Raw genomic sequence first — 19084 nt, 5'->3', positions numbered from 1 at the left:
CTATCGGTTGTGCGACTCGGCCGAGTTTAGTCAGTCGGAATTGCCCGTGCCTTCAGTACCGACGAGTTCCTTCTGGGTTCTACGCCGACGCAAGAACAGTGTCAGGGCGAATGCCACGAGGGCCACGAGGGCGACCACGCCCCCGACGACGTAGCCATACGTCGACCAGCGGGACGTGCTGGACACGGTCTGCTCGGCGGCGGCGCCGGCGGCCTGCCGGATTGCGACGTTGACCGGGTTGCCCGATTCTCCTGCGGCGAGCACGTCACCCTTGAGTTGCGTCCAGTCATCGCCATTGGGCCCGTTGAAATAGTTGAACAGCGGGTCTACCAACGCCCAGTTCGAGGTCGTCGTGACGAGGATGACCGAACGGTTGCGCGACGGATCGGCAAAAGCCTGAATGGATCCCAGGCCCTTGTCGATATTGAGCTGCAGCTGGGTCGGCAGCGCCACGTTCAGAGTCGAGCCGTTGGCACCGACCGGGGGCGTCAGCGGAGTTCCTTTGATCGCATCGGAATTGGCCACGATCAGCGCCCCTGACGTTGCGGATGCGGCCTTCTGAACGTCGACAACCTGAGGCGTGAGCTCGGTCTTGCTCATCCGCGCCACCGCGGCCACGATCCGCGCCGCGTAGCCGAGCTGATTGGGGCCACTACCGTCAAGCGCCACCACGAATTTCGGGCTGAACTCCGACGGGAATGCGGCGAAGCCGCCGAGCGGAGCGCCACCGCGGTGCATGGTCAGCGTTGATTGCGGGCTGACCTGGAAGGTCAGCGGCGCGACGAACGGGCCGCACGGTTGATCCGGCGTGTAGGTCAGAGCGAACTGCAGATTGACCCACTGCTGGTCGAGGACCGAGCTGTCCAACGTGAATGTTGCGTCCAGATGGCCGGTGTTGTTCAGCAACGCTCGATAGACGACGGATTTCGACGAGCGAATCATGACCGAGGCCGCGGCACGGTCGGCCACCGGCGTGTAGTCGGCCAGAAGGTGCACCTGAACGCTGTCGAATCGTTGGCCCAACAGCGTCCGCTGGAATCCGACCTCGAGATTGCTCGTCCCGAATGTATCGACCTTTTCGTCACCCAGATTCAACTGGGAGAACGTCACGGTATCCCCGATTTGAGCTGTGCTGGATCCGGCCTGGTCGACGCGTACCGCGCTCGCCTGCGCGAGTGGCTGCAGCTGGGTCGAGACCAGCGACACCTGCTTCAAGAGTCCGTCGCCGTCGCCCGAGACCCGAAGGTATGCGTTCGGTGTCCCGGGGTTTTCCACCGTCAGGCCCGGGTCGCCCTTCTCGACGACGATCGCCCGGTCCAGCCCGGCAGTCGGCGGCGGTACCGCGCCCCGCGGTTGACTGACGACCGAGATGGCCACCGGCTGGGTCGAGTAGTAGCGGCCCAGCGCCGCGGTGAGTGCCAGCACCGCCTGCTGTTCGGCGGAACTGGCATCGTTCGGCGCGTAGAACGTGACCTTGCCCAGCACCGGCGCGAAGAAGTTCGCGACCGTGGTCACGGGAAGCTGCGTGCCGGCGAATACCGTTCTGAGATCACTGATCTGGAGTTGCGGCAGCGGCCGGCAGAATCGGTCCCGGTCGTCGCGCGGGCGGATGGTGAACGACAGGTCGACCGCGGAGCTCTTCACCCGCGCCGCCGATATGTCGACATCGAACGGTGTCATCACCGCGCCGGAGCCCGCCGGGGGCAGGTCGACAGCCCCGAGGAACTTTCCCTCACTGTCGTCGATCTCGAGGTAGCCGCCGTCGATGTTGATCGGCGCGTGAACGGTTCCTTGCAACCGCACAGCAGCCAGTCCGTCGGGCAGCGCCACGGTGTAACCGCTGGCACCCTCGCCGAACAGACTGACCGAGGAAGGCAAGCCCAGAGCAGACCACGGCAACACGAGGCCGGTGGCGTTCGGGCCGTTATCCACCAATGTCACATCGCCTGGGTCACCGGGCGCGGCAGACGCCGAGCCGGCGAGTGATCCCGCCAGCGTCATCGGCAGGACGAGCACCATCATCCAAGCGAATCTGCGCGCCATAGCTGGCCGGCTCATGAACTTTCCTGGTTGCAGGCGCTGACGCCCGAGGCGTGAACGACCATTTCCGTTACGGGGCGCCCGCGCGCCGAGGTCCTGCGAGGCCGCAAACCGGGCCGCACCGATCGAATTCACGCAGTTCTACTTTCACGAGTCTTCCAACCCATACACGCTGACCGGCTCAGTAGCCTAGCAGGGCGTGGGCGGCAAATCTCGGTCACTTAGCCACGACCGGGCAATGATTGGGTGGGTCACGGTCTGCCACCACACCGCACACGGAAGAGCACGCCCGCACCTTTCGCCAGGTACCGGCGATTAGTTGGGTGCTACCGTCATCACCATGCGTGACGAACTGTTGAGCCACAGCGCGCGCCGTGCCGGGCGCGATCTCGGGCGTACGTCGCTTCGCTGCCATGACAGCAAGCGATGACATCGGCCCCGCCCGGGGGGCTGGAGTCAATGTCGGACTAAACGTGTCGCGCGTAGCACCAAATGTACTTCCGGGATTGTCAGGCGCGCGCGACTTTGTGCTGATTGCGGCGAATGCGCGGATCCAGATTCGTGAACGAGAGAGCGAATAACTTTCGTGGGGAACTGCGTTCAGGACACCTGCGTAGCCGTTTCACCCGGCGCGGATTCGTCGCGCTATTGTCTCTGCACGAAGCCGGCCACCGCTGACGTGCGGGCTTCGTGGTGTCTGGTGCCGACAAGTCTGGTGGGATATGGACCTTCGTAGCTACTTTCGTAGGCTATTGCGACGCTGGCCGGTGCTCCTGACGGTTTTCGTCCTGGTCGGTGCGGCGCTGGCCGGTGCGGGATTCTTCATACCGGCGACCTACACCTCCAGCGTCCGAATGGTATTCGCCCCCAACCTCTCCGTGACCACGGGCATGGAGACGCGCCAGGTTGCCGACCTGTATCTCACGAGTCGCATGAAGACCTACGCGCAACTGGTGACGACCAACCAGGTTCTGCAGCCGGTCATCGACTCGCTCGGTCTGGGCACCACGGTGCCCGACCTGGCCAAGCAGTTGGACATCACGATCCCAACGGGCACGTCGGTTCTCGACGTCCAGGCGTCGGCACGGACGGGCTCGGCTGCCGCCTCGATCGCCAATCGCATCGCCATGGAGATGCCGGGCGCCGTGGCCGGCCTCGAAGGTGCCACCGTGCCCGCTGAGTCCCCGATCCAGGTGTCGGTGCTGCAGCCTGCCGGCATTCCGCTGTTCCAATCGTCGCCAAACTTGTTGTTGAACCTTGCCGTTGCCGTGATGCTCGCGTTGGTCGCCGGGGTGTTCGCGGCGTTGATCATCGACAATTTCGACACCAGGGTGCGAAGTCGTCGCGACGTCACCGCGCTCGATGTTCCGTATCTTGGCGGGATACCCAAGGTGCGTGACGCGAAGGCCTGGGATGTATTGCAGTTCACGGAGCAGTCACCCGAATTGCGCTCGATACTTCATCGCATCGCCATCGACATTTTGTATGCCGCGGATGAGACACCGCCCTTCCTGCTCTTCACCTCACCCCGGGCAGGTGCCGGCAAGACGACGCTGGCCGCCAACGTGGCCGGCGCCCTTGCCGAGGCCGGAAATCGAGTGACCTTCATCGACGCCGACGTCCGGGGAGGGCGCCTGGCTGCTCAGGTCGGCATCCCGCAGACGCAGGGAATCACCGATTTGATTTCGGGCAGAACCGAACTCGACGAATCGATGTTCGACGCGCACTGGGGTGGTTTCACGGTCATACCGTGCGGCGGGAGTGCCATCGACGTCGGTGAGATGCTCGCCGGCGAGAAGTTCCGCCAGCTGATGAGGGATCTCGCCGGGCGTTTCGACGTGGTGATCGTCGACGCCCCGCCGATCACCAATTTGAGCGATGCTTCCCTTTTCACACAGAACATCTCGAATGTCGTGGTGGTTGCAGAGGCAGCGAAAACGCGGCGTGCTGAATTGCAACGAGTCACCCGCTCATTGCGTCACAGCGGCGCTAGGATTCTCGGTGTTGTGTTGTCGCGAGTCCGCCGGGACGAGCAGTCGGCGCCGGCCGATCAGGAGGGTCAAACCAATGACTGACCGTCCGCCGGTTTCACGCATCAGTGACTGACCGCGTGCGACTCCCGCGCCGCTACGTCAGTGAGGTGGTCTTATGACATTGCTCATCGTCACGCCGATGCACAATGAGATCGACAACGTGGCGGGGCTCGTCGAAACCCTTCGGGCGCAGCGTTTCCAGGACTTCGACTGGGTCGTCGTGGACGACGGCAGCACCGACGGCACTGCTGAACGCCTCAGCGAAGTCGACACCGACAACATCGCCACCATACTGGCGAAGGACAACTCCGGCGGGCTGCTGACCGGCTCAGAATTCAAAGCCTGGCGGCACGGCGTCGTGACCGCGCTGCCGAAGAAACCGTATACGCACGTCATGAAGATGGATGCGGATGTGCGACTGGCTCCGGACTACCTCGAAAGGATCGTGGCGCGAGCTCAGGGCCCGATCGGTATCGCGGGCGGCATCGTCGTGACCAAGGGCATGGCCGAGCAGAAGTTTCATGTTCAGGGTTCGGTCAAGCTGTACACGATCGAGGCGTACCGGGCCACGGAGTCGATGCCGGAGGAACACGGCTTCGACGCGGTGGATGAGATGGCGGCCAGCCTGGCGGGGCTGCAGACATACGTGGACACCGATGCGCATTTTCACTTGACCCGGGCTGTCGGCGCCAGCGAGGGCGAAATCAACGGCCGCTACCGCAATGGCCGGACATGCCGATGGACCGGTTACTCGTTCCCCTACTTCGTCTTGCACTGCATCCGCTATATCTTTCGGCGTCCCTACGTCGTCGGCTTCTTCGCGGTGGTATGGGGGTATGTCAGCGCGGGCCCAGGCCCCTTCGCGCGTGAGATCAAGCGAGAGCACGCCCGGATTCAGCGAGAGAAACTCGGGCGGGCACTGCGCAACCCGATGGGCTTCTGGCGCGACGCCTACAAGGTCTGACGTAAGCGCTGACGCCTACTGGAAAAAGACTTTGCGAATATCGGCGACCGGAGTTCTCGATTTCGCCGAGATCATCACCGACTCATACTCCGGCGTCAGCTTCGCCTTGAACTCCTGCAGTTCTGGCACGGTCATCGGGACGGGAGCCCAATGATTCAGAGTTCGGACCGTGCCATCCTCCCAGTGTCCTGACGCCTCGCCGAGTACCTCGGTCACGTAGAGCCCATAGAGTATGTATTCGGAGAATCCACTCAGCGGCGCGATGGCCCGTTCCCACTGCTTGTGGGCGACACTGTGTAAACGCTCCTGCATCTTCAGCACATTCTCGCGCCGCCAGCAGATCGCGTTGCCGATGAAGTTGGTGTCGTATTCCTTTTCGGCAGGGATCCCGAGCAGCCCGGCAGCAACGGCGTGCCAATGATCGTTGTTGGCGATCAGGCCGCGCTGCCCGGTCTCGATGAACAACGGCACCTTGCCATCCCGCTCGTAGGTCCGGGGATCGTAGGGCGCGACGTAGAAGACATCGGAATCGGTGTAGAGCAGAATGTCATCGTTGACCACGTTAGGAATCGACAGCTTGACGATCTGCTGCAGAATCCAGTTCTTGACCGGCCGCGTACGAAAGCTGAACCAGAACCGACGGATACCGGGAATCCGTACCAGCCAGCTCGGAATGATGTCCTCGACGACCAGTATTCGGGTACGCGACGACTCGAAGGATTTGAACATCGCAACGTCGCGCCGGTCGATGACCAGATAATGCTGCAAATACGGTGCAGCCCAACGCTCGACACTCTCGACCAGCAGCGCGCAGCGGTCCACATCGAGGCGAAAGCTCGGCGTCACCAGCGCATAAGAGAGGGGATTTTCGGCCGGGTCGGTCATGACATCACCTTGTCGTAGGCGCGGATCAGGTTGGGAACTTCGTAGTCCCACGCCAACTCGTCCCGGACGCGGCGCACCCCGAGCTCACTCATGGTCGCCCGTCTCTCCGGGTCATCCAGCAACTCGACTATCTTCTGCGCCAGATCGAGAGGGTCGTTTTTCGCCGCGTACAGGGATGCCTCGCCCGCGGAGTATCGCCCTTCGGTGAGGTCGAATTGCACGATCGGCTTGCCGAGAGCCATGTACTCCATGATCTTGTTCATCGTCGACTTGTCGTTCATCTCATTGGCGACGTCGGGATTGACACAAATGTCGGCGGTGTTCAGCATCTCGAGAAGCTCCTGGTCCGGGACGCGACCGGTGAAGGTGACGTAGTCGGATATCCCGAGGTCGACCGCCATCTGTCGCATCTCCGCCAGTGAGGTGCCCCCACCGACCAACCCGAAGTGCACGTCGTGACGATCCATATCGCGAACGATGTGCTTCACCGCGAGCAACAGAAGATCGATGCCTTCCTGCTTGCCCATCACGCCCACATAACCCACCAGATACTTTTTGCCACACCGTAACTCAGGCTTCGGCGGCAAGATCTTGAGTCGTTCGAGCATAGGTCCGCTGCGCACCACGAATACCCGTTCCGGGTCCATGCCGCCTCGCTCGATCGCAATGCGGCGATAGGACTCGTTGGTCGCGATCGACACATCCGCCGTGCGAAAAGTCCAGCGCTCGAGCCAGACCATCAGTCGCCAGAAGAAATCCCGACGCCCGAATTTTGCTTCGTAGAGTTCGGGGTTGATGTCGTGGTGGTCGAACACGAATCGGGTCTTGCCGAAAACCTTGAAGAAAACTGCCACCACGAACAACAGATCGGGCGGGTTGCAGGCGTGGATAACGTCGAAACCCCGCTCTTTTCGGACCCGGAACGTCAGGCGGAACGTATGCCAGAGCGCAGCCGAGTACTCGATCAGATAGCCCAGGGCCCCGTCGCCCTGCGTGGGCAACGGATAACGGTAGATATGGATCCCGTCGACGATCTCGTGAGTCTTCTCGTACCCATCGCCGGTGATGCAGATGACGCTGACCTGCCAGCCATGCGCCCGCAGTGTGGTCGCCTCTTGCCAGACGCGCCTGTCGAACGGTACCGGCAGATTCTCGACCAGGATCAGGACCCGCTTGGGACTGCTTGATTTGTTCGGCACCGGGGCGCTCACCAGCAGATTCCGTCGTAGCTGTCGTCACTCGTGCGGTCGGCGACGCGCACCAGATCGATCACCATCTGATCGGGTCCTAGGCGCTCGATGGCCGAGCGGAACTCCTTGGCGCCATTGCCCACCACGATCGTTTCGGCAAAGTCGATGACCTCCTCGACGGTATCCACCATCAGGCGGGCGATATGTGGAATGTGGTTGAGGATGTAGTCACGGTTCGCGCCCGTCAGCGCCGCCATGTTCACGTTGTCGTCGTACAGCCGAAGGTCGTATCCCTTGCCGATCAGATGCTCGATCACATCCACGACCGGAGATTCGCGCAGATCGTCGGTCCCGGCCTTGAAAGCGAAACCGAGCACGCCCACCTTTCGCTTGCCCTTGGAGGTGATCATCGCGATCGCACGTTCGACTTGACGACGGTTAGACGGCAGGACCGAATTCAACAGCGGTACATCAAGATCCAGTTCACGAGCCTTATATGTCAGCGCTCGCACATCTTTCGGCAGGCACGACCCACCGAAGGCGAAGCCGGGCTTCAGGTAGTACGGCGACAGGTTGAGCTTCGTGTCCTGACAGAAGATCTCCATCACCTGTCGGCCATCGATTCCGATTGCTTTGGAGATCGCACCGATCTCGTTGGCGAAAGCCACTTTGATGGCGTGCCAGTTGTTGTCGGCATACTTGACCATTTCCGCCACCTCGACCCCGGTCCGGATCATCGGCGAATCGAGGTTCTCATAAAGCGTGGCAAGCAGCTCCCCCGCTTTGGCATCTGTCTCGCCGATGACAGTTTTCGGCGGGTGGTGGTAGTCCCACACGGCGGTGCCTTCGCGGAGAAACTCCGGGTTGTTGCACACCCCGAAATCGACGCCGGCGGTTTTGCCCGACGCGGCCTCCAATGTGGGAATCACGACACCGCGCATACTGCCCGGCAACATCGTGGAGCGCGCCGCGACAACGTGGTAGCGGTCCTCGTCCCGCAGCGCCTCGCCGATTTGCTCGCACACCCGACGTACATAGGTCAGGTCAAGGTTGCCGTTCAGCTGACTTGGCGTACCCACGCAGATCAACGAGATGTCACTGGAAACGACCGCTTCATCAGTCTCGGTTGTCGCACGGAGTCGACCGCCGTTGACCTCGGCGCCGATCATCTCACCGACATCAGCTTCGATGATCGGCGTCTGGCCGGCGTTGATCAGGTCGACCTTTGTTTGATTCGGATCGACTCCTATTACCTGGTGGCCATCTGACGCGAGGCACGCCGCCGAAACTGCGCCGACATATCCCAACCCGAAAACAGCAATCTTCATATGCCCCCGCCTGTCACGAGACGATCGTAGAAGAATTCACCTGGTGCCGGGGGCAGGTGAGCGGAACGCGTTCACATCCATTTTGCGCTACAGACGGGCGCGACGCCTCTTGACCGCCAGGAAGCCGAGCACTGCCGCCACGGCAACGCCATCGACCGCGACCGCCACCACCGCGACCCATTCCACGACTGTCCACCCACCGGTCGCCTGAGCCCCGTCGCCCCCGAGTAGACGAAGCGCGCCCGATGGCCAGAACCCGAGTATCGGGCCGCCATGGCACATCCCGTCGGTCTCACCTGGATTCTTCACCCACAGAAGGCCATCGAGCGGACCGCCCTGATACAGCTGCGGAGCATGCCCGATCCGGGCCCCCGGCGCATTGCAGTAATCGTCCTGCCCGCCGGCGCCATTTCGGCTGATGTCGATCACGTAGTGCGCATCGGCGATACCGAGCTTGCCGAGTTCGGATCGCACGCTCTCCGCGTACTCCACTTCGCTGTCCGTCTTGTTGTAATTCGAGACGTTGAGGCTGAAGCCCGTAACCCGGTCGACGTCAACCTTCTTCAATCGGTCCGCCACTTCGGCTGCGCTCAACCACTTTTCATGTCCCGCGTCGATGTAGACCCGGGCACGCGTGGTCGAGAGCGCATCCACCGCGTAACGCAGGGTGTTCAGGCGGTCGCCCTGTTCGCAATGCCCAAGTTGCGGAAGCGCATCGGGTTCGAGGATGACGATCGCGTCATCGTGGCCCTTCAGCGCTGCGGCTGCGCCGTCCACCCAAGCCTTGTATTCCTGCTCATCGTGCGCACCCGTGTACACCTGTTCAGGGTGCTCGCCTCCGCCACAGTCGAGGTTCGGGATCCGGTACAGCACGAGCGTCGGGACGGCGTTGGACGCCGCTGCGGCCTTGAGATAGTCACCGATCTCCCGCCGGATCGTGGAAGAGGTGGTCCAGTCGCTGAACCACTTGGCTTGGGGCGTTTCGGCAATCGGGTCGAAGCGAGAATCGTCGCGTGCCGCGGCGATCGCCAACATGTCGGGATCGGTGTACAGCGTGGTGTACACCGGGGTGCTGCCATCGATCACTCCGGGACCGTCGGTGTACGGGCGTTGTCGCGGGCTCGCGACCGCGACAATCGCCACCAGCAGAGTCGTGACGAAAATCGCGGCCGGTATCGCGAGGATCAAGCGCCGTTCTCGTAGCTCGATCCGCTGCCACCATGACGAAACCGGACGAGTTCGATTGCCCCTCATCGACCGGGTATTTCGTGTCCACCGTCGCCGGGTGGCGCCAAGAACAACACCGCAAGCGGGATCACCGTGACGGTCCAGTACATCGACCCGTCGACGAAGCGCAGCGGTACCTCAAGCCAGCCGCTGACCGCTATTGCCGAAACCAGCATGGCGCCGATCGCGAGATAACGGCTTCTGGGCGTCGTGATGACATACCCCTGTACCAGCAGCGCACCGACAGCCAGGACCGCAAACACGATGCCGCCGGTCGCAAGCAGGTGGACGAACTCGTTGTGGCCTGAGTAGGCCCCGTTCATCAACGTGGACGTGTCGCTTTCCACGATCCGCTCATACCATTTCCGCCCGAAACCGAAGAGGATTCCCTTCGTCGACCACTCGGTCAGTGAGCCATTCCAGATGACGCCACGGCCCGTGTACGCGTCGCCATCCCATCCCGTCGGGGACAGAAGCCATCCCGACAATGGGAGCGCACACATAACCGCGACTGCCCCACCGGCTGCCAGCCGCGCCACCACAGATGCCGCGCGGGCCCATCCGAGCTGCCTCACAACCCAGATCACGCCCGCCAGTGACAGCATGAATCCCATGGCCAACATCGAATTTCGAGCCGATGACCAGGCGAGGGCGAACCCGACGATGGCTATCCCGACGAACCGCCACCACCGTGGCAGCATGGCCACCGATGCCACCCCGATCGCCAGGTACACCCCCAGGCTGTTCTCGGCTGTGAACATGCCCTGCAGCAATCCCAACGAGGGAAACACCGCCTTGTCGGGGCGGTCGTACAGACTGCCATCTGCACCATGTGCCAGGCCTGCGTCGGGGTCCAGGAATCCGAACGCGATCGCAATGATCGCTGTGAGCACGACGAGTACACCCAGCGCGGCGAGCACCCGAGGGCGGGGGCGCAACGCGGCCAGCGCCAATATCACCACGACGTAGAGGACGGTTTCGGCGTTGAGCTCGCCGCCGACGTAGAGGCCGCGGGTCATGATGTACAGCCAGGGAGCCAACAGAACAGCGATGCGCCACAGACCCGGACGGGTGATGTCGTTCATCCGGAACAAAATGATGAAGACGCTCAAACCTACCGCCAGCAGGTAGAACACCTTTGAAACGATGTTGGCTGCGGGTGGCCAGATGGGATCCGCGCCAACGGGCACGAACACCTTCTCCGCGGTCAACGACAGCGCGACGAACGAGCCGATTGTCCGGAACCACAGAAAGGCGATGAGGAGAACGGCCGCGGCATCACACGTGATGAACAGCCGGCCTCTTCCTTGCATCCGCCCTCCGCTCGTGCTGCCCGGGCAAAGTCGCCGAGATGACGGCACACGGGTTCGTCGAGCATGTTACCGGCCAGGTGATCGAGAATGCGGTTCTGGCCCTGACCGGCAATGGAACAATCGTTCTGTGGCCGACAACTACCTGATCGCGATCGCTACATACCGCCGCCCAGCCGGACTGCAGCGACTACTCGACAGTTTGGAAGTGGCCATCTCGTCGGCGAACCTGAACGTGGATATCGTCGTCGTGGACAATGACGCCGGGGAATCGGGACGTTCGGTAGCAGTCACACATCCGGCTGGCACGACGTATGTCGTCGAGCCCGAGCCGGGTATCTCGGCCGCCCGCAACCGCGCGCTCGATCATTTCACCGACCGGTACCACGCGATCATCTTCGTCGACGACGACGAGTGGGTGCAGCCCGATTGGCTGGCCGCCCTGACGACCTTCGCCACCCGGACACGCGCTGACGTGGCGGTGGGTCCGGTGCAGAGCGCCTTTCTTCAGCCCGCACCGGAATGGGTGCGACGCGGGGGCTTCTTCGCGGCCCGATCCCACGCCACCGGTGAAAACCTGCGGCACGCGCCGTCGCACAACACCTTGTTGGTTCGCGATATGTGGGTCCGGGCCGGCTCGCCCCGCTTCGACCCGGCGTTCTCGAAGACGGGTGGTGAGGACACCGACTTTTTCTATGGGATCCGATTGGCGGGCGCGACCATGCTCTTCTGCGCCGAAGCAGTCGTGCACGAAGAGGTGCCGAGTGACAGGCAGTCGTTGCGTTGGGTGCGTCGCCGCGCGATTCGCGAGGGCGCCAACGAGATTCGCGTGCTACGCAAGCATCATGACGCGCTGTTCGCGGCACTGGGAAGAGCCGTCCGTAGCGCGGTTTACGGACTCGTATTCATTCCGGTGGGGTTGGCCAGAGGCCGTGGGGTACAGGCCCGGCCGTACTTCAGCCTGTTCTATGCGTGCGGGCAGTTCGCGGGACTGTTCAATTATCAGGTCGAGGGATACCCGCGCACCGGCTAGGCGAGCGTCCGCGCGACGAACTCCCGGTGCCAGACTTCCAGTGACAGCAGCGTCCAGATGCGCGACTCCTCGTCGCTGACACCGTTCGCGTGGTCGCTCAGCAGTCCGGACACGATCGCACTGTCGAAGTTGTTTCCGACATACGACGACGGCCCGGTCAGTAAGTCGAATGCCATGTCCCGCAGGCCATGCCGGAACCAACGGTCCAGCGGGACCTTGAAACCGACCTTCCGGCGATCGACGATCTCGGCTGGAAGGTAGCGATGCGCGACTTGCTTGACCACCCACTTCGTCGTGCGGTCGCGGATTTTGACGCTGCTCGGTAGGTCGAACGCGAGGTCTACCAGACGGTGATCGAGGAAGGGCGGGCGCGTTTCGAGTGACGCGGCCATCGACATCCGGTCGCCGCGCTCGAGCAGATTCTCGGCAAGCCAGACCAGAGTGTCGGCGTAGAGCATGCGGCGCAGTGCGTCGCCACGGCCCGTGCTGTACGCGGCGGGTGCGCCGCGCAGTGCCGGGCGCCCGGTCATTCGGCTCCGTTCCGTCACCGTGAATGGCGCAAACCAGCCGCGCAGCCGCTCGTCGTAGGTGCTCTCGTCCATGGCGCGCATCGCGATCCGGAGGCGAGCCTTGCTCGCGGGCAGTGCCCTCTCCAAGCGGCCGAGGAGCCCCAGCGAGGGAATCGCCCCGAGCCAGCGGGTTGCGCCGGCGAACTTGTACTTGGGATACCCGGCGAACAGTTCGTCGCTTCCCTCGCCGCTCAGGACGACCTTGACCTGTTCGCGCGCGAGTTGCGCCAACCGGAACACCGCAACGTCCGCAGGCTCGGACAGCGGCCCGTCCCGTTGCCAACTCAGCTTCGACCAGTTGCTCATGAAGTCGTCGGCGGTGACAACGACGTTGTGGTGGGTTGTTCCGTTGAGCTCGACCACTTTTCGGGCCCAGACCGTCTCGTCATAGCGTTCGTCGCCGAAACTCGCTCCGAACGTGTGCAGCAACTGCCCCGGATTCTCGCGGCGGGTCATGGCGGTCAACAGGCTGCTGTCGACGCCGCCCGAGAGGTAGATGCCCACCGGTACATCAGCGACGAGGTTGTCACGGACGGACGTTCGAAGCGCTTGGTCGACGAGATCAACCGCCTCCTCGGCGGTCACCTTCCGGCCCGAGGCCTGGGTGGCCAACTCCCAATAGGCCGACACCCGGGTGGTGCCGTCCCGTGTGACCACGAGGTGATGGCCGGCTGGAAGCTTCCGCACGCCTTTGACGAGTGTGTGAGGCGCAGGTACTGACCGATGCGCCAGGTAGTCGTTGAGACTGTCGTCGTCTACCGAGGGCCCATTGATGACCGGCAACAATGCCTTGATCTCAGAGCCAAAGGCGAAGAGATGGTCATCCGCGTAGTAATAAAGCGGCAGAACTCCCAGACGATCCCGGAATAGGTGGGTGTCGCCGGTAGTGGCGTCATAGATCGCATAGGCGAACTGACCTCGTAGGCGATTCACTCCCGCTGGCCCGTACTTGTCGTAGACAGCAAGCAGCGTTTCGGTATCGCCGTGCGTCTGAAACGGGTAGGACAACTCGGCGCGCAGCTCGTGATAGTTCAGAATCTCGCCGTTGAACACGAGGTGCCGCTGCCCGCCGGCGTCGACCATCGGCTGTTGGGAGCCTTGCAGGTCGATGATGGAAAGCCGGGTATGCGCAAACCCGATGGGGCCGTCCAGCCAAAAACCCAGCGCATCCGGGCCGCGATGACGAATGGTCGCGGCCATGCGCTCCAGCGTCTCCCGGTCGACGGGCTGTCCGTCAAACCGGCGGATGCCGGCTATCCCGCACACGGAAAAATCACGCGCATCGCAGGGTTGGGAGATCCGATCAGACTCGTCTTGGTCGCGGCCGCCAATTTCCCCCCTCAATACACATTCACGAAACCCACATGTGGCGGCAGATTTCGTGTATTCGCCATTCCGAAGTCTAGCCGCGGGATCTGGGCGCGAAGGGCTCAACGCGCGCCGCCGAATCTGCGATCATCCAGGTGCCACGAGCACCGTCGCGATATCTTGGGCACAGTCGGCGGGTCTCTCGTTCCGATGTCAACAGAATTGAGGGAGTCATCGATGGGGGCATCGGCGAAATCGCGGAGATAGCAACATGATCGCCGTGCATCGCGCCGGACGCGGCCTGTGTCACTAGGGGAATGAGGTAGATGGCGCCGACTTTTGCCCGCAATACCCTTCTTGGCGCCCTTTCGGGCGCTGCCATCACGCTTTCCGGTTTCGTCGGCAGCGCGATCGCGGCGAGGCTGCTGGGGCCCGACGATCTCGGCGTCGTCGCGTACGTCATCTGGTGTGTCACGGTCGCTATAGCGGTCGCCACCATGGGAAGCGACGTCGTGCAGCAGCGATTCATTCCGAACCTCCGCGCGGCAGACCGAAACGATGAGGTCGATGGCCTCATCGGGGCGATCACCCGGCTGTCGATGGTGGTCGCGCTCGTGGTCGGTGTGGTGTTGTTCGTATGGCTCGACGGTCCCGGCAGAGGCGCGCTCCGAGGGAGTTCTGAGCACGCGCAGATCATCGTGATCGTCGTCGCGTTGACCTGGTTCATCTGCTGGCGAATGTCCGACTTGTACCTGTTCAATCTGAGGGGCGAACAGCGTTTCGACAAGCTCGCGCGGGTCTCCACGCTCTCGGCATTGCTACGCGTCACGACGACCGTCGTGGGCGCCTGGCTATTCGGTATTCCCGGCACTCTGGCAGGCAATATCGCCGGCACCATCGTGCCGGCCAGCCGCGTCTTCCCGCAGCTGCGAAAGAAACCTCGAGTCGATCGCGGGCTCCGGCGAGAACTCGTCGGGTTCACGATGGTCAGCTGGACGATCGCCATCATCGGCAATCTCGTATTCGGCCGAACCCAGATCATCTTCCTGGAGCACTACGCCACCCTCGCGGCAGTCGGCTTGTTCGCGGTGGCACTGACTGTGGCTGAGATCGCGGCACAGCTGCCGCAGCTCTTACTCTCGGCCCTCCTGCCACGTTTCAGCGAGCAGAGCGGCCAGGGCGCCCACGACCGCATGATGAGCCTCTACAAGACGATGACGGCGCTGATGGCCATGCTGATGTTGCCACTCTGCCTGGGTCTCGCGGCGATCGCACCGGCCTTGATACCCTTCATTTTCGGCGCCGATTTTGCCGACGCCGCCCCCGTTGCGTCGATATTGCTGATCGCCCTGGCATTCAGCAGTCTGGGGGGCACCACCCTGCAGCTCATCCTGAGCCTGGGGAAGACCAGAATCCTGTTGGTATCCAATGCAGTTGGTCTGGCCGGCGTGGTCTTGTTGGGCTTTGTCTTGATACCCCGCTACGGGCTGATGGGGGCGGCCTGGTCGCGCGGAATTGTCATGGTTTTGGTCATTGCTATCGAAATAGTCTGCGCAGCAGTCCAATTGGGGTTCCATCCGCCTTATCGAGCGTTGGGAGCGATAGCGCTCGCCGCGGTGGCGCAGGGCGCGGTCGCTTATGTCATCGTCGTAAACATCGGCGGCGCCTGGTCATTGGTGATCGCCGCACCTGCGGCGATCATCACGTACCTGGTCGCCTTGCGCTTGTTCGGCGTGCTGCGGCTGGTCGATCCCGAGCTCGCGAATCGACTGCTCTCGCGAGTTCCTGCCCGTGCGAAGCCGCTGGCCTCTCTCATCTTGGGGCCGTTGTCGCCGCCCACAATAGAGCGCGCAGAGCAGGATTGACCATACGCGAGTCCCCGAGGTACTAGGCTTGACCGCGAGATTGGGCCTGTTGGCGGGGGAAAGGCTGTCGATGATCAGAGTCCTCTTGATCGGCGCGGGAGCAGTGGTCGGGGAGCATTACCGACCCCCTCTGCGTCGGCTGGAAAAGGCCAAGGCCATCGAGGTCCTGGGCGTCGTTGACCCCAACGAATCACGCGGACGCCAGATCGCAGCGAAGTTCAAGCGGGCGCGGCCCTACCCGGATTGCGAGGCAGCGTTTCGGGACGCTTCGTACGACCTCGCCATCATCGCCTCACCGCCCGGCTTCCATGCCGAGCATGCGTGTGCGGCATTCGAACACGATTGCCACGTCCTGTGCGAGAAGCCGATGACGACGACGGTGGCCGATGCGGATCGGATGAACGCCGCGGCAACGAAGGCCGACCGGGTGCTGGGGGTGGCATACCCGCGGCGGTTCTACTCGAACTTCGCCGACGTCGCACGGCTGGTCGCGAGCGGCGAGCTCGGTGAGGAGCTCGAGTTCACCTACCGCGAGGGAAATACCTACGGCTGGCAGGCGGCTACCGATGCGGCGTTCCGGCGCGAACGAGCAGGCGGCGGCGCGCTGCTGGATATCGGCGTGCACATGCTGGACCTGTTGGCCTGGATTTTCGGCGACCCGGTGGTCACTCGCTCGTTCGACGACAGCCTGAACAACGGTGTGGAGACGAATTCGCTTCTGGAACTGACATTTCCGCGAGCACGCGGCATCATGCAGGTCAGCTGGGAGTACCCGTTGAACAATGGACTGTGGATACGCGGCACATTGGGTGAAGTGAAGCTCGACGCCGGAGACCTTCGGACCTACAGCCGCAAAACGACACAGGGATGGTCGCTGATACCGAGCACGACGTCCTGGCCCACGGACCTCACCCCAGGTGGTGGCAAGCGGGTCCGGCCCGGCAATCTCCGTCCCTGCTTCGACGCGGAACTGGTCGCCATGCTGCGGTGCATTCGCTACGGGGAAGCGTTTCCCGTGACCGGTGTGCAGGCAGCAAGTGTGCAAGTCGCGATCGAGCAGGCCTACGAGAACGCAGAACCGCTGGATTGTTCGTGGCTGCCCCCCGACGAACAGGCAGCCGCTCGCGCCAAGCACTGGAAGGCGGGCCGTCCGTGACGACGCCAATCATGCCCATCGCAATCATCGGAGCGGCGAGCTTCGTCGGCGCCCGCCTCGTCGAACGTGCCGAGCTCCTCGGGGACCTGCCGATCGTTCCGATCGTCCGATCGCCGCGCAGTCAGGGGCGATTGGCGCGGTTCGGCGCGAGGCTGGCACTCGGTGACGCCGGCGATGCGCCATCTCTGGTTCCGCTCCTGCGGGGATGCGGAATGGTGGTGAATCTGACCCTGGCCGACGATCGGCGCATCCTCGGCGATGTGCAAGCCATGTACACCGCATGCCAGGAGGCGGAAGTTCCCCTGTTCGTGCACATGAGCTCAGCTGAGGTGTTCGGAAGGGCCGAAGAGCCCGAGCTGAACGACGATTCGGTGGCCGACAGCCCGCACTGGATGGAGTACGCCCACGGGAAACGGGCAGCCGAAGCGTGGCTGCGCGCCCAGCCGGAAGGCGCCGTGAAGGTCGTGATTCTGCGGCCGGGACTGGTCTGGGGACCGGGGGCCGGTTGGGTGGTCGATCCGGCCAAGGCACTGCTCGAGGGCACTGCGTACTTGTTCAACGAGGGGCGCGGGATCTGCAATCTGATCCATGTGGACAACCTGATGGAGCATCTGGTTCAACTGGCGAAATCCCCCCACGCCCGCTCCGGTATCTTCAATATCTCCGATGCGGAGACGCACACGTGGGCTGATTTCTATCGCGCCATCGCCCACGAAGTCGGCGTTGATCCGTCGACGATTCGGATGCTGCCCGACTCGGCATTCCGGGAGAGCCGACTCTCCGCGGTCCGGCAAAAGCTGTTCAACATCGCACCCGCGCGCGCCGTCAAACGTCGGATGACCGGTGACACCAAAGGCCGGATCAAGCAAGCGTTGCGGGATAAGTTCTCGCCGCCGATATCCGAACCTCAACCGATTTCGCCCGAACCCGATGTGAGCAAGCAGATTTGGTGGCTTCAAGGCACGGCGAGAAAACTGCCGTCGACGACGTTCGCCGAACAGTACCCGGGCACGCAGCTCCGACCGTTCGACGAACTGATGTCCGCGAGCGGTCGGTGGCTGCGTTATGCGGGTTTCGAAAATCGGGATGCGGCGGGCAAGAACTCCTAGCCGAGCTTGCGCAACCGCGGTTCCAGATCCCGCTGGAACAAGTCGAGGAACCGGCGCTGATCATGACCCGGGGCGTGGAACACCAGGTGGTTGAGACCGTACTTCACGTAGTCGCCGACCTTCTCGACAGCTTCGTCGGGATCGGAGGCCACGATCCACCGCTTGGCGACCTGCTCGATGGGCAATTCGTCGGCCGCCTTCTCCATCTCCAGTGGATCGTGGATGTTGGTCTTCTGCTCGGCCGTCAGCGACAGGGGCGCCCAGAACCGCGTATTCTCCAGCGCCAGTTCGGGATCGGTGTCATAGGAGATCTTGATCTCGATCATCCGGTCGATGTCGTCGGGGTTCTTGCCCGCCGCCTCGGCACCCTCTTTCATCGCCGGGATCAGCTTGTCCTTGTAGAGCTCTTCGCCCTTGCCGGAGGTGCAGATGAACCCGTCGCCCGCGCGGCCGGCGTACTTGGCAACCTGCGGCCCACCCGCGGCGATGTAGATCGGGATGCCACCTTCAGGCACGTCGTAGATCGAGGCGCCCTTGGTCTTGTAGTACTCGCCCTCGAAATCGACCCGATCGCCCAGCCACAGCTCACGCATCAGCCGCACCGACTCGCGCAGCCGGGCGTAGCGCTCCTTGAACTCCGGCCAGTCGCCCTCGTAGCCAGTGGCGATCTCGTTGAGCGACTCACCGGTGCCGACCCCGAGGAAGATGCGATCCGGGTACAGACACCCCATCGTGGCGAACGCCTGTGCAATCACGGCGGGGTTGTACCGGAAGGTGGGGGTCAGCACCGACGTTCCGAGGACCAGCCGCGTGGTGCGCTCACCCACCGCCGTCATCCATGCCAGTGAGAACGGTGCGTGCCCACCCTCGTGACGCCACGGCTGGAAATGGTCGCTGACCGTCGCGCTGTCCATCCCGTGCGCCTCGGCCAGCACCGCCAGCTCGACCAACTCACGCGGCGCGAACTGCTCCGCCGACGCCTTGTATCCCAGTTTCAGTTCAGCCACGCTCTCGTTTCTACTCCCCTTCGGTGCACAGCGAGCGGCCGAGTCCTAGTCGAGGGTGCG

General features: G+C 63.0%; 14 protein-coding genes. 6 read left to right on the top strand and 8 right to left on the bottom strand.

Annotated features, from left to right (window positions below):
- Positions 1-30 precede the first annotated feature (30 nt).
- Positions 31-2058, bottom strand: a complete 2028-nt coding sequence (locus Y900_RS15625; RefSeq protein ID WP_051660085.1) for a hypothetical protein — start codon at positions 2056-2058, stop codon at positions 31-33.
- 704 nt (positions 2059-2762) lie between these two features.
- Here Y900_RS15625 and Y900_RS15620 point away from each other — a divergent pair.
- The gene (locus Y900_RS15620) at positions 2763-4115 is read left to right on the top strand and encodes a polysaccharide biosynthesis tyrosine autokinase (protein ID WP_081845123.1); all 1353 of its coding nucleotides are present in this window, start codon (positions 2763-2765) and stop codon (positions 4113-4115) included.
- Positions 4116-4188: 73 nt separating this feature from the next.
- Positions 4189-5037, top strand: a complete 849-nt coding sequence (locus Y900_RS15615) for a glycosyltransferase family 2 protein (RefSeq protein ID WP_036343059.1) — start codon at positions 4189-4191, stop codon at positions 5035-5037.
- A 15-nt stretch (positions 5038-5052) separates the two neighbouring features.
- Here the strand turns inward: Y900_RS15615 and Y900_RS15610 are convergent, their stop codons facing one another.
- The 5 genes from Y900_RS15610 to Y900_RS15590 form a co-directional block, all read right to left on the bottom strand.
- A complete protein-coding gene (locus tag Y900_RS15610) occupies positions 5053-5922 on the bottom strand; it encodes a DUF6492 family protein (RefSeq protein WP_036343058.1) in 870 nt (289 codons plus the stop codon).
- A complete protein-coding gene (locus tag Y900_RS15605) occupies positions 5919-7133 on the bottom strand; it encodes a glycosyltransferase family 4 protein (RefSeq protein WP_237752571.1) in 1215 nt (404 codons plus the stop codon). The genes Y900_RS15610 and Y900_RS15605 overlap by 4 nt, the downstream gene beginning before the upstream one ends.
- Entirely contained in the window at positions 7130-8440 is a 1311-nt protein-coding gene (locus Y900_RS15600; RefSeq protein WP_036343056.1) for a nucleotide sugar dehydrogenase, read from the bottom strand. Before Y900_RS15600 ends, Y900_RS15605 begins: the two co-directional genes overlap by 4 nt.
- Positions 8441-8527: 87 nt before the next feature.
- Complete coding sequence (locus Y900_RS15595; RefSeq protein WP_051660084.1) at positions 8528-9628, bottom strand: glycoside hydrolase family 6 protein; 1101 nt, start codon at positions 9626-9628, stop codon at positions 8528-8530.
- A 62-nt stretch (positions 9629-9690) separates the two neighbouring features.
- Positions 9691-10980 (bottom strand): O-antigen ligase family protein, encoded by a 1290-nt coding sequence (locus tag Y900_RS15590; RefSeq protein ID WP_036343054.1) that lies wholly within the window; start codon positions 10978-10980, stop codon positions 9691-9693.
- A gap of 127 nt (positions 10981-11107) precedes the next feature.
- On the opposite strand from Y900_RS15590, the gene Y900_RS15585 reads away from it, so the two are divergent.
- A complete protein-coding gene (locus tag Y900_RS15585; RefSeq protein WP_036343053.1) occupies positions 11108-12010 on the top strand; it encodes a glycosyltransferase family 2 protein in 903 nt (300 codons plus the stop codon).
- On the opposite strand, the gene asnB is transcribed toward Y900_RS15585, so the two are convergent.
- Complete coding sequence (gene asnB, locus Y900_RS15580) at positions 12007-13845, bottom strand: asparagine synthase (glutamine-hydrolyzing) (protein WP_036343051.1); 1839 nt, start codon at positions 13843-13845, stop codon at positions 12007-12009. The genes Y900_RS15585 and asnB overlap by 4 nt on opposite strands.
- Before the next feature lie 368 nt (positions 13846-14213).
- Between asnB and Y900_RS15575 the strand changes: the two genes are divergently transcribed.
- Genes Y900_RS15575 through Y900_RS15565 form a run of 3 tightly spaced genes read left to right on the top strand, consistent with a single transcriptional unit; the run spans position 14214 to position 18017 of the window.
- Entirely contained in the window at positions 14214-15752 is a 1539-nt protein-coding gene (locus Y900_RS15575; protein WP_036343049.1) for a lipopolysaccharide biosynthesis protein, read from the top strand.
- 28 nt (positions 15753-15780) lie between these two features.
- A complete protein-coding gene (locus Y900_RS15570) occupies positions 15781-16908 on the top strand; it encodes a Gfo/Idh/MocA family protein (protein WP_081845118.1) in 1128 nt (375 codons plus the stop codon).
- A complete protein-coding gene (locus tag Y900_RS15565) occupies positions 16905-18017 on the top strand; it encodes an NAD-dependent epimerase/dehydratase family protein (RefSeq protein ID WP_157838255.1) in 1113 nt (370 codons plus the stop codon). The genes Y900_RS15570 and Y900_RS15565 overlap by 4 nt, the downstream gene beginning before the upstream one ends.
- Here Y900_RS15565 and fgd read toward each other — a convergent pair.
- Positions 18014-19024: a glucose-6-phosphate dehydrogenase (coenzyme-F420) gene (gene fgd / locus Y900_RS15560; RefSeq protein WP_036343042.1), complete on the bottom strand. Its 1011-nt coding sequence runs from the start codon at positions 19022-19024 to the stop codon at positions 18014-18016. The genes Y900_RS15565 and fgd overlap by 4 nt on opposite strands.
- Positions 19025-19084: the final 60 nt, after the last annotated feature.

The organism is Mycolicibacterium aromaticivorans JS19b1 = JCM 16368 (genome assembly GCF_000559085.1).
Taxonomy (GTDB): Bacteria; Actinomycetota; Actinomycetes; order Mycobacteriales; family Mycobacteriaceae; genus Mycobacterium; species Mycobacterium aromaticivorans.
The sequence above is the reverse complement of the archived record's forward strand: the minus strand, read 5'-3'. Positions and strand labels throughout refer to the sequence as shown.

Excerpts from the sequence above, each read along its gene's own strand:
- Y900_RS15590 (WP_036343054.1), bottom strand. The coding sequence starts at position 10,980 with ATGCAAGGAAGAGGCCGGCTGTTCATCACGTGTGATGCCGCGGCCGTT.
- Y900_RS15610 (WP_036343058.1), bottom strand. The coding sequence starts at position 5,922 with ATGACCGACCCGGCCGAAAATCCCCTCTCTTATGCGCTGGTGACGCCG.
- Y900_RS15575 (WP_036343049.1), top strand. The coding sequence starts at position 14,214 with ATGGCGCCGACTTTTGCCCGCAATACCCTTCTTGGCGCCCTTTCGGGC.
- Y900_RS15615 (WP_036343059.1), top strand. The coding sequence starts at position 4,189 with ATGACATTGCTCATCGTCACGCCGATGCACAATGAGATCGACAACGTG.
- Y900_RS15620 (WP_081845123.1), top strand. The coding sequence starts at position 2,763 with ATGGACCTTCGTAGCTACTTTCGTAGGCTATTGCGACGCTGGCCGGTG.
- Y900_RS15600 (WP_036343056.1), bottom strand. The coding sequence starts at position 8,440 with ATGAAGATTGCTGTTTTCGGGTTGGGATATGTCGGCGCAGTTTCGGCG.
- Y900_RS15625 (WP_051660085.1), bottom strand. The coding sequence starts at position 2,058 with ATGAGCCGGCCAGCTATGGCGCGCAGATTCGCTTGGATGATGGTGCTC.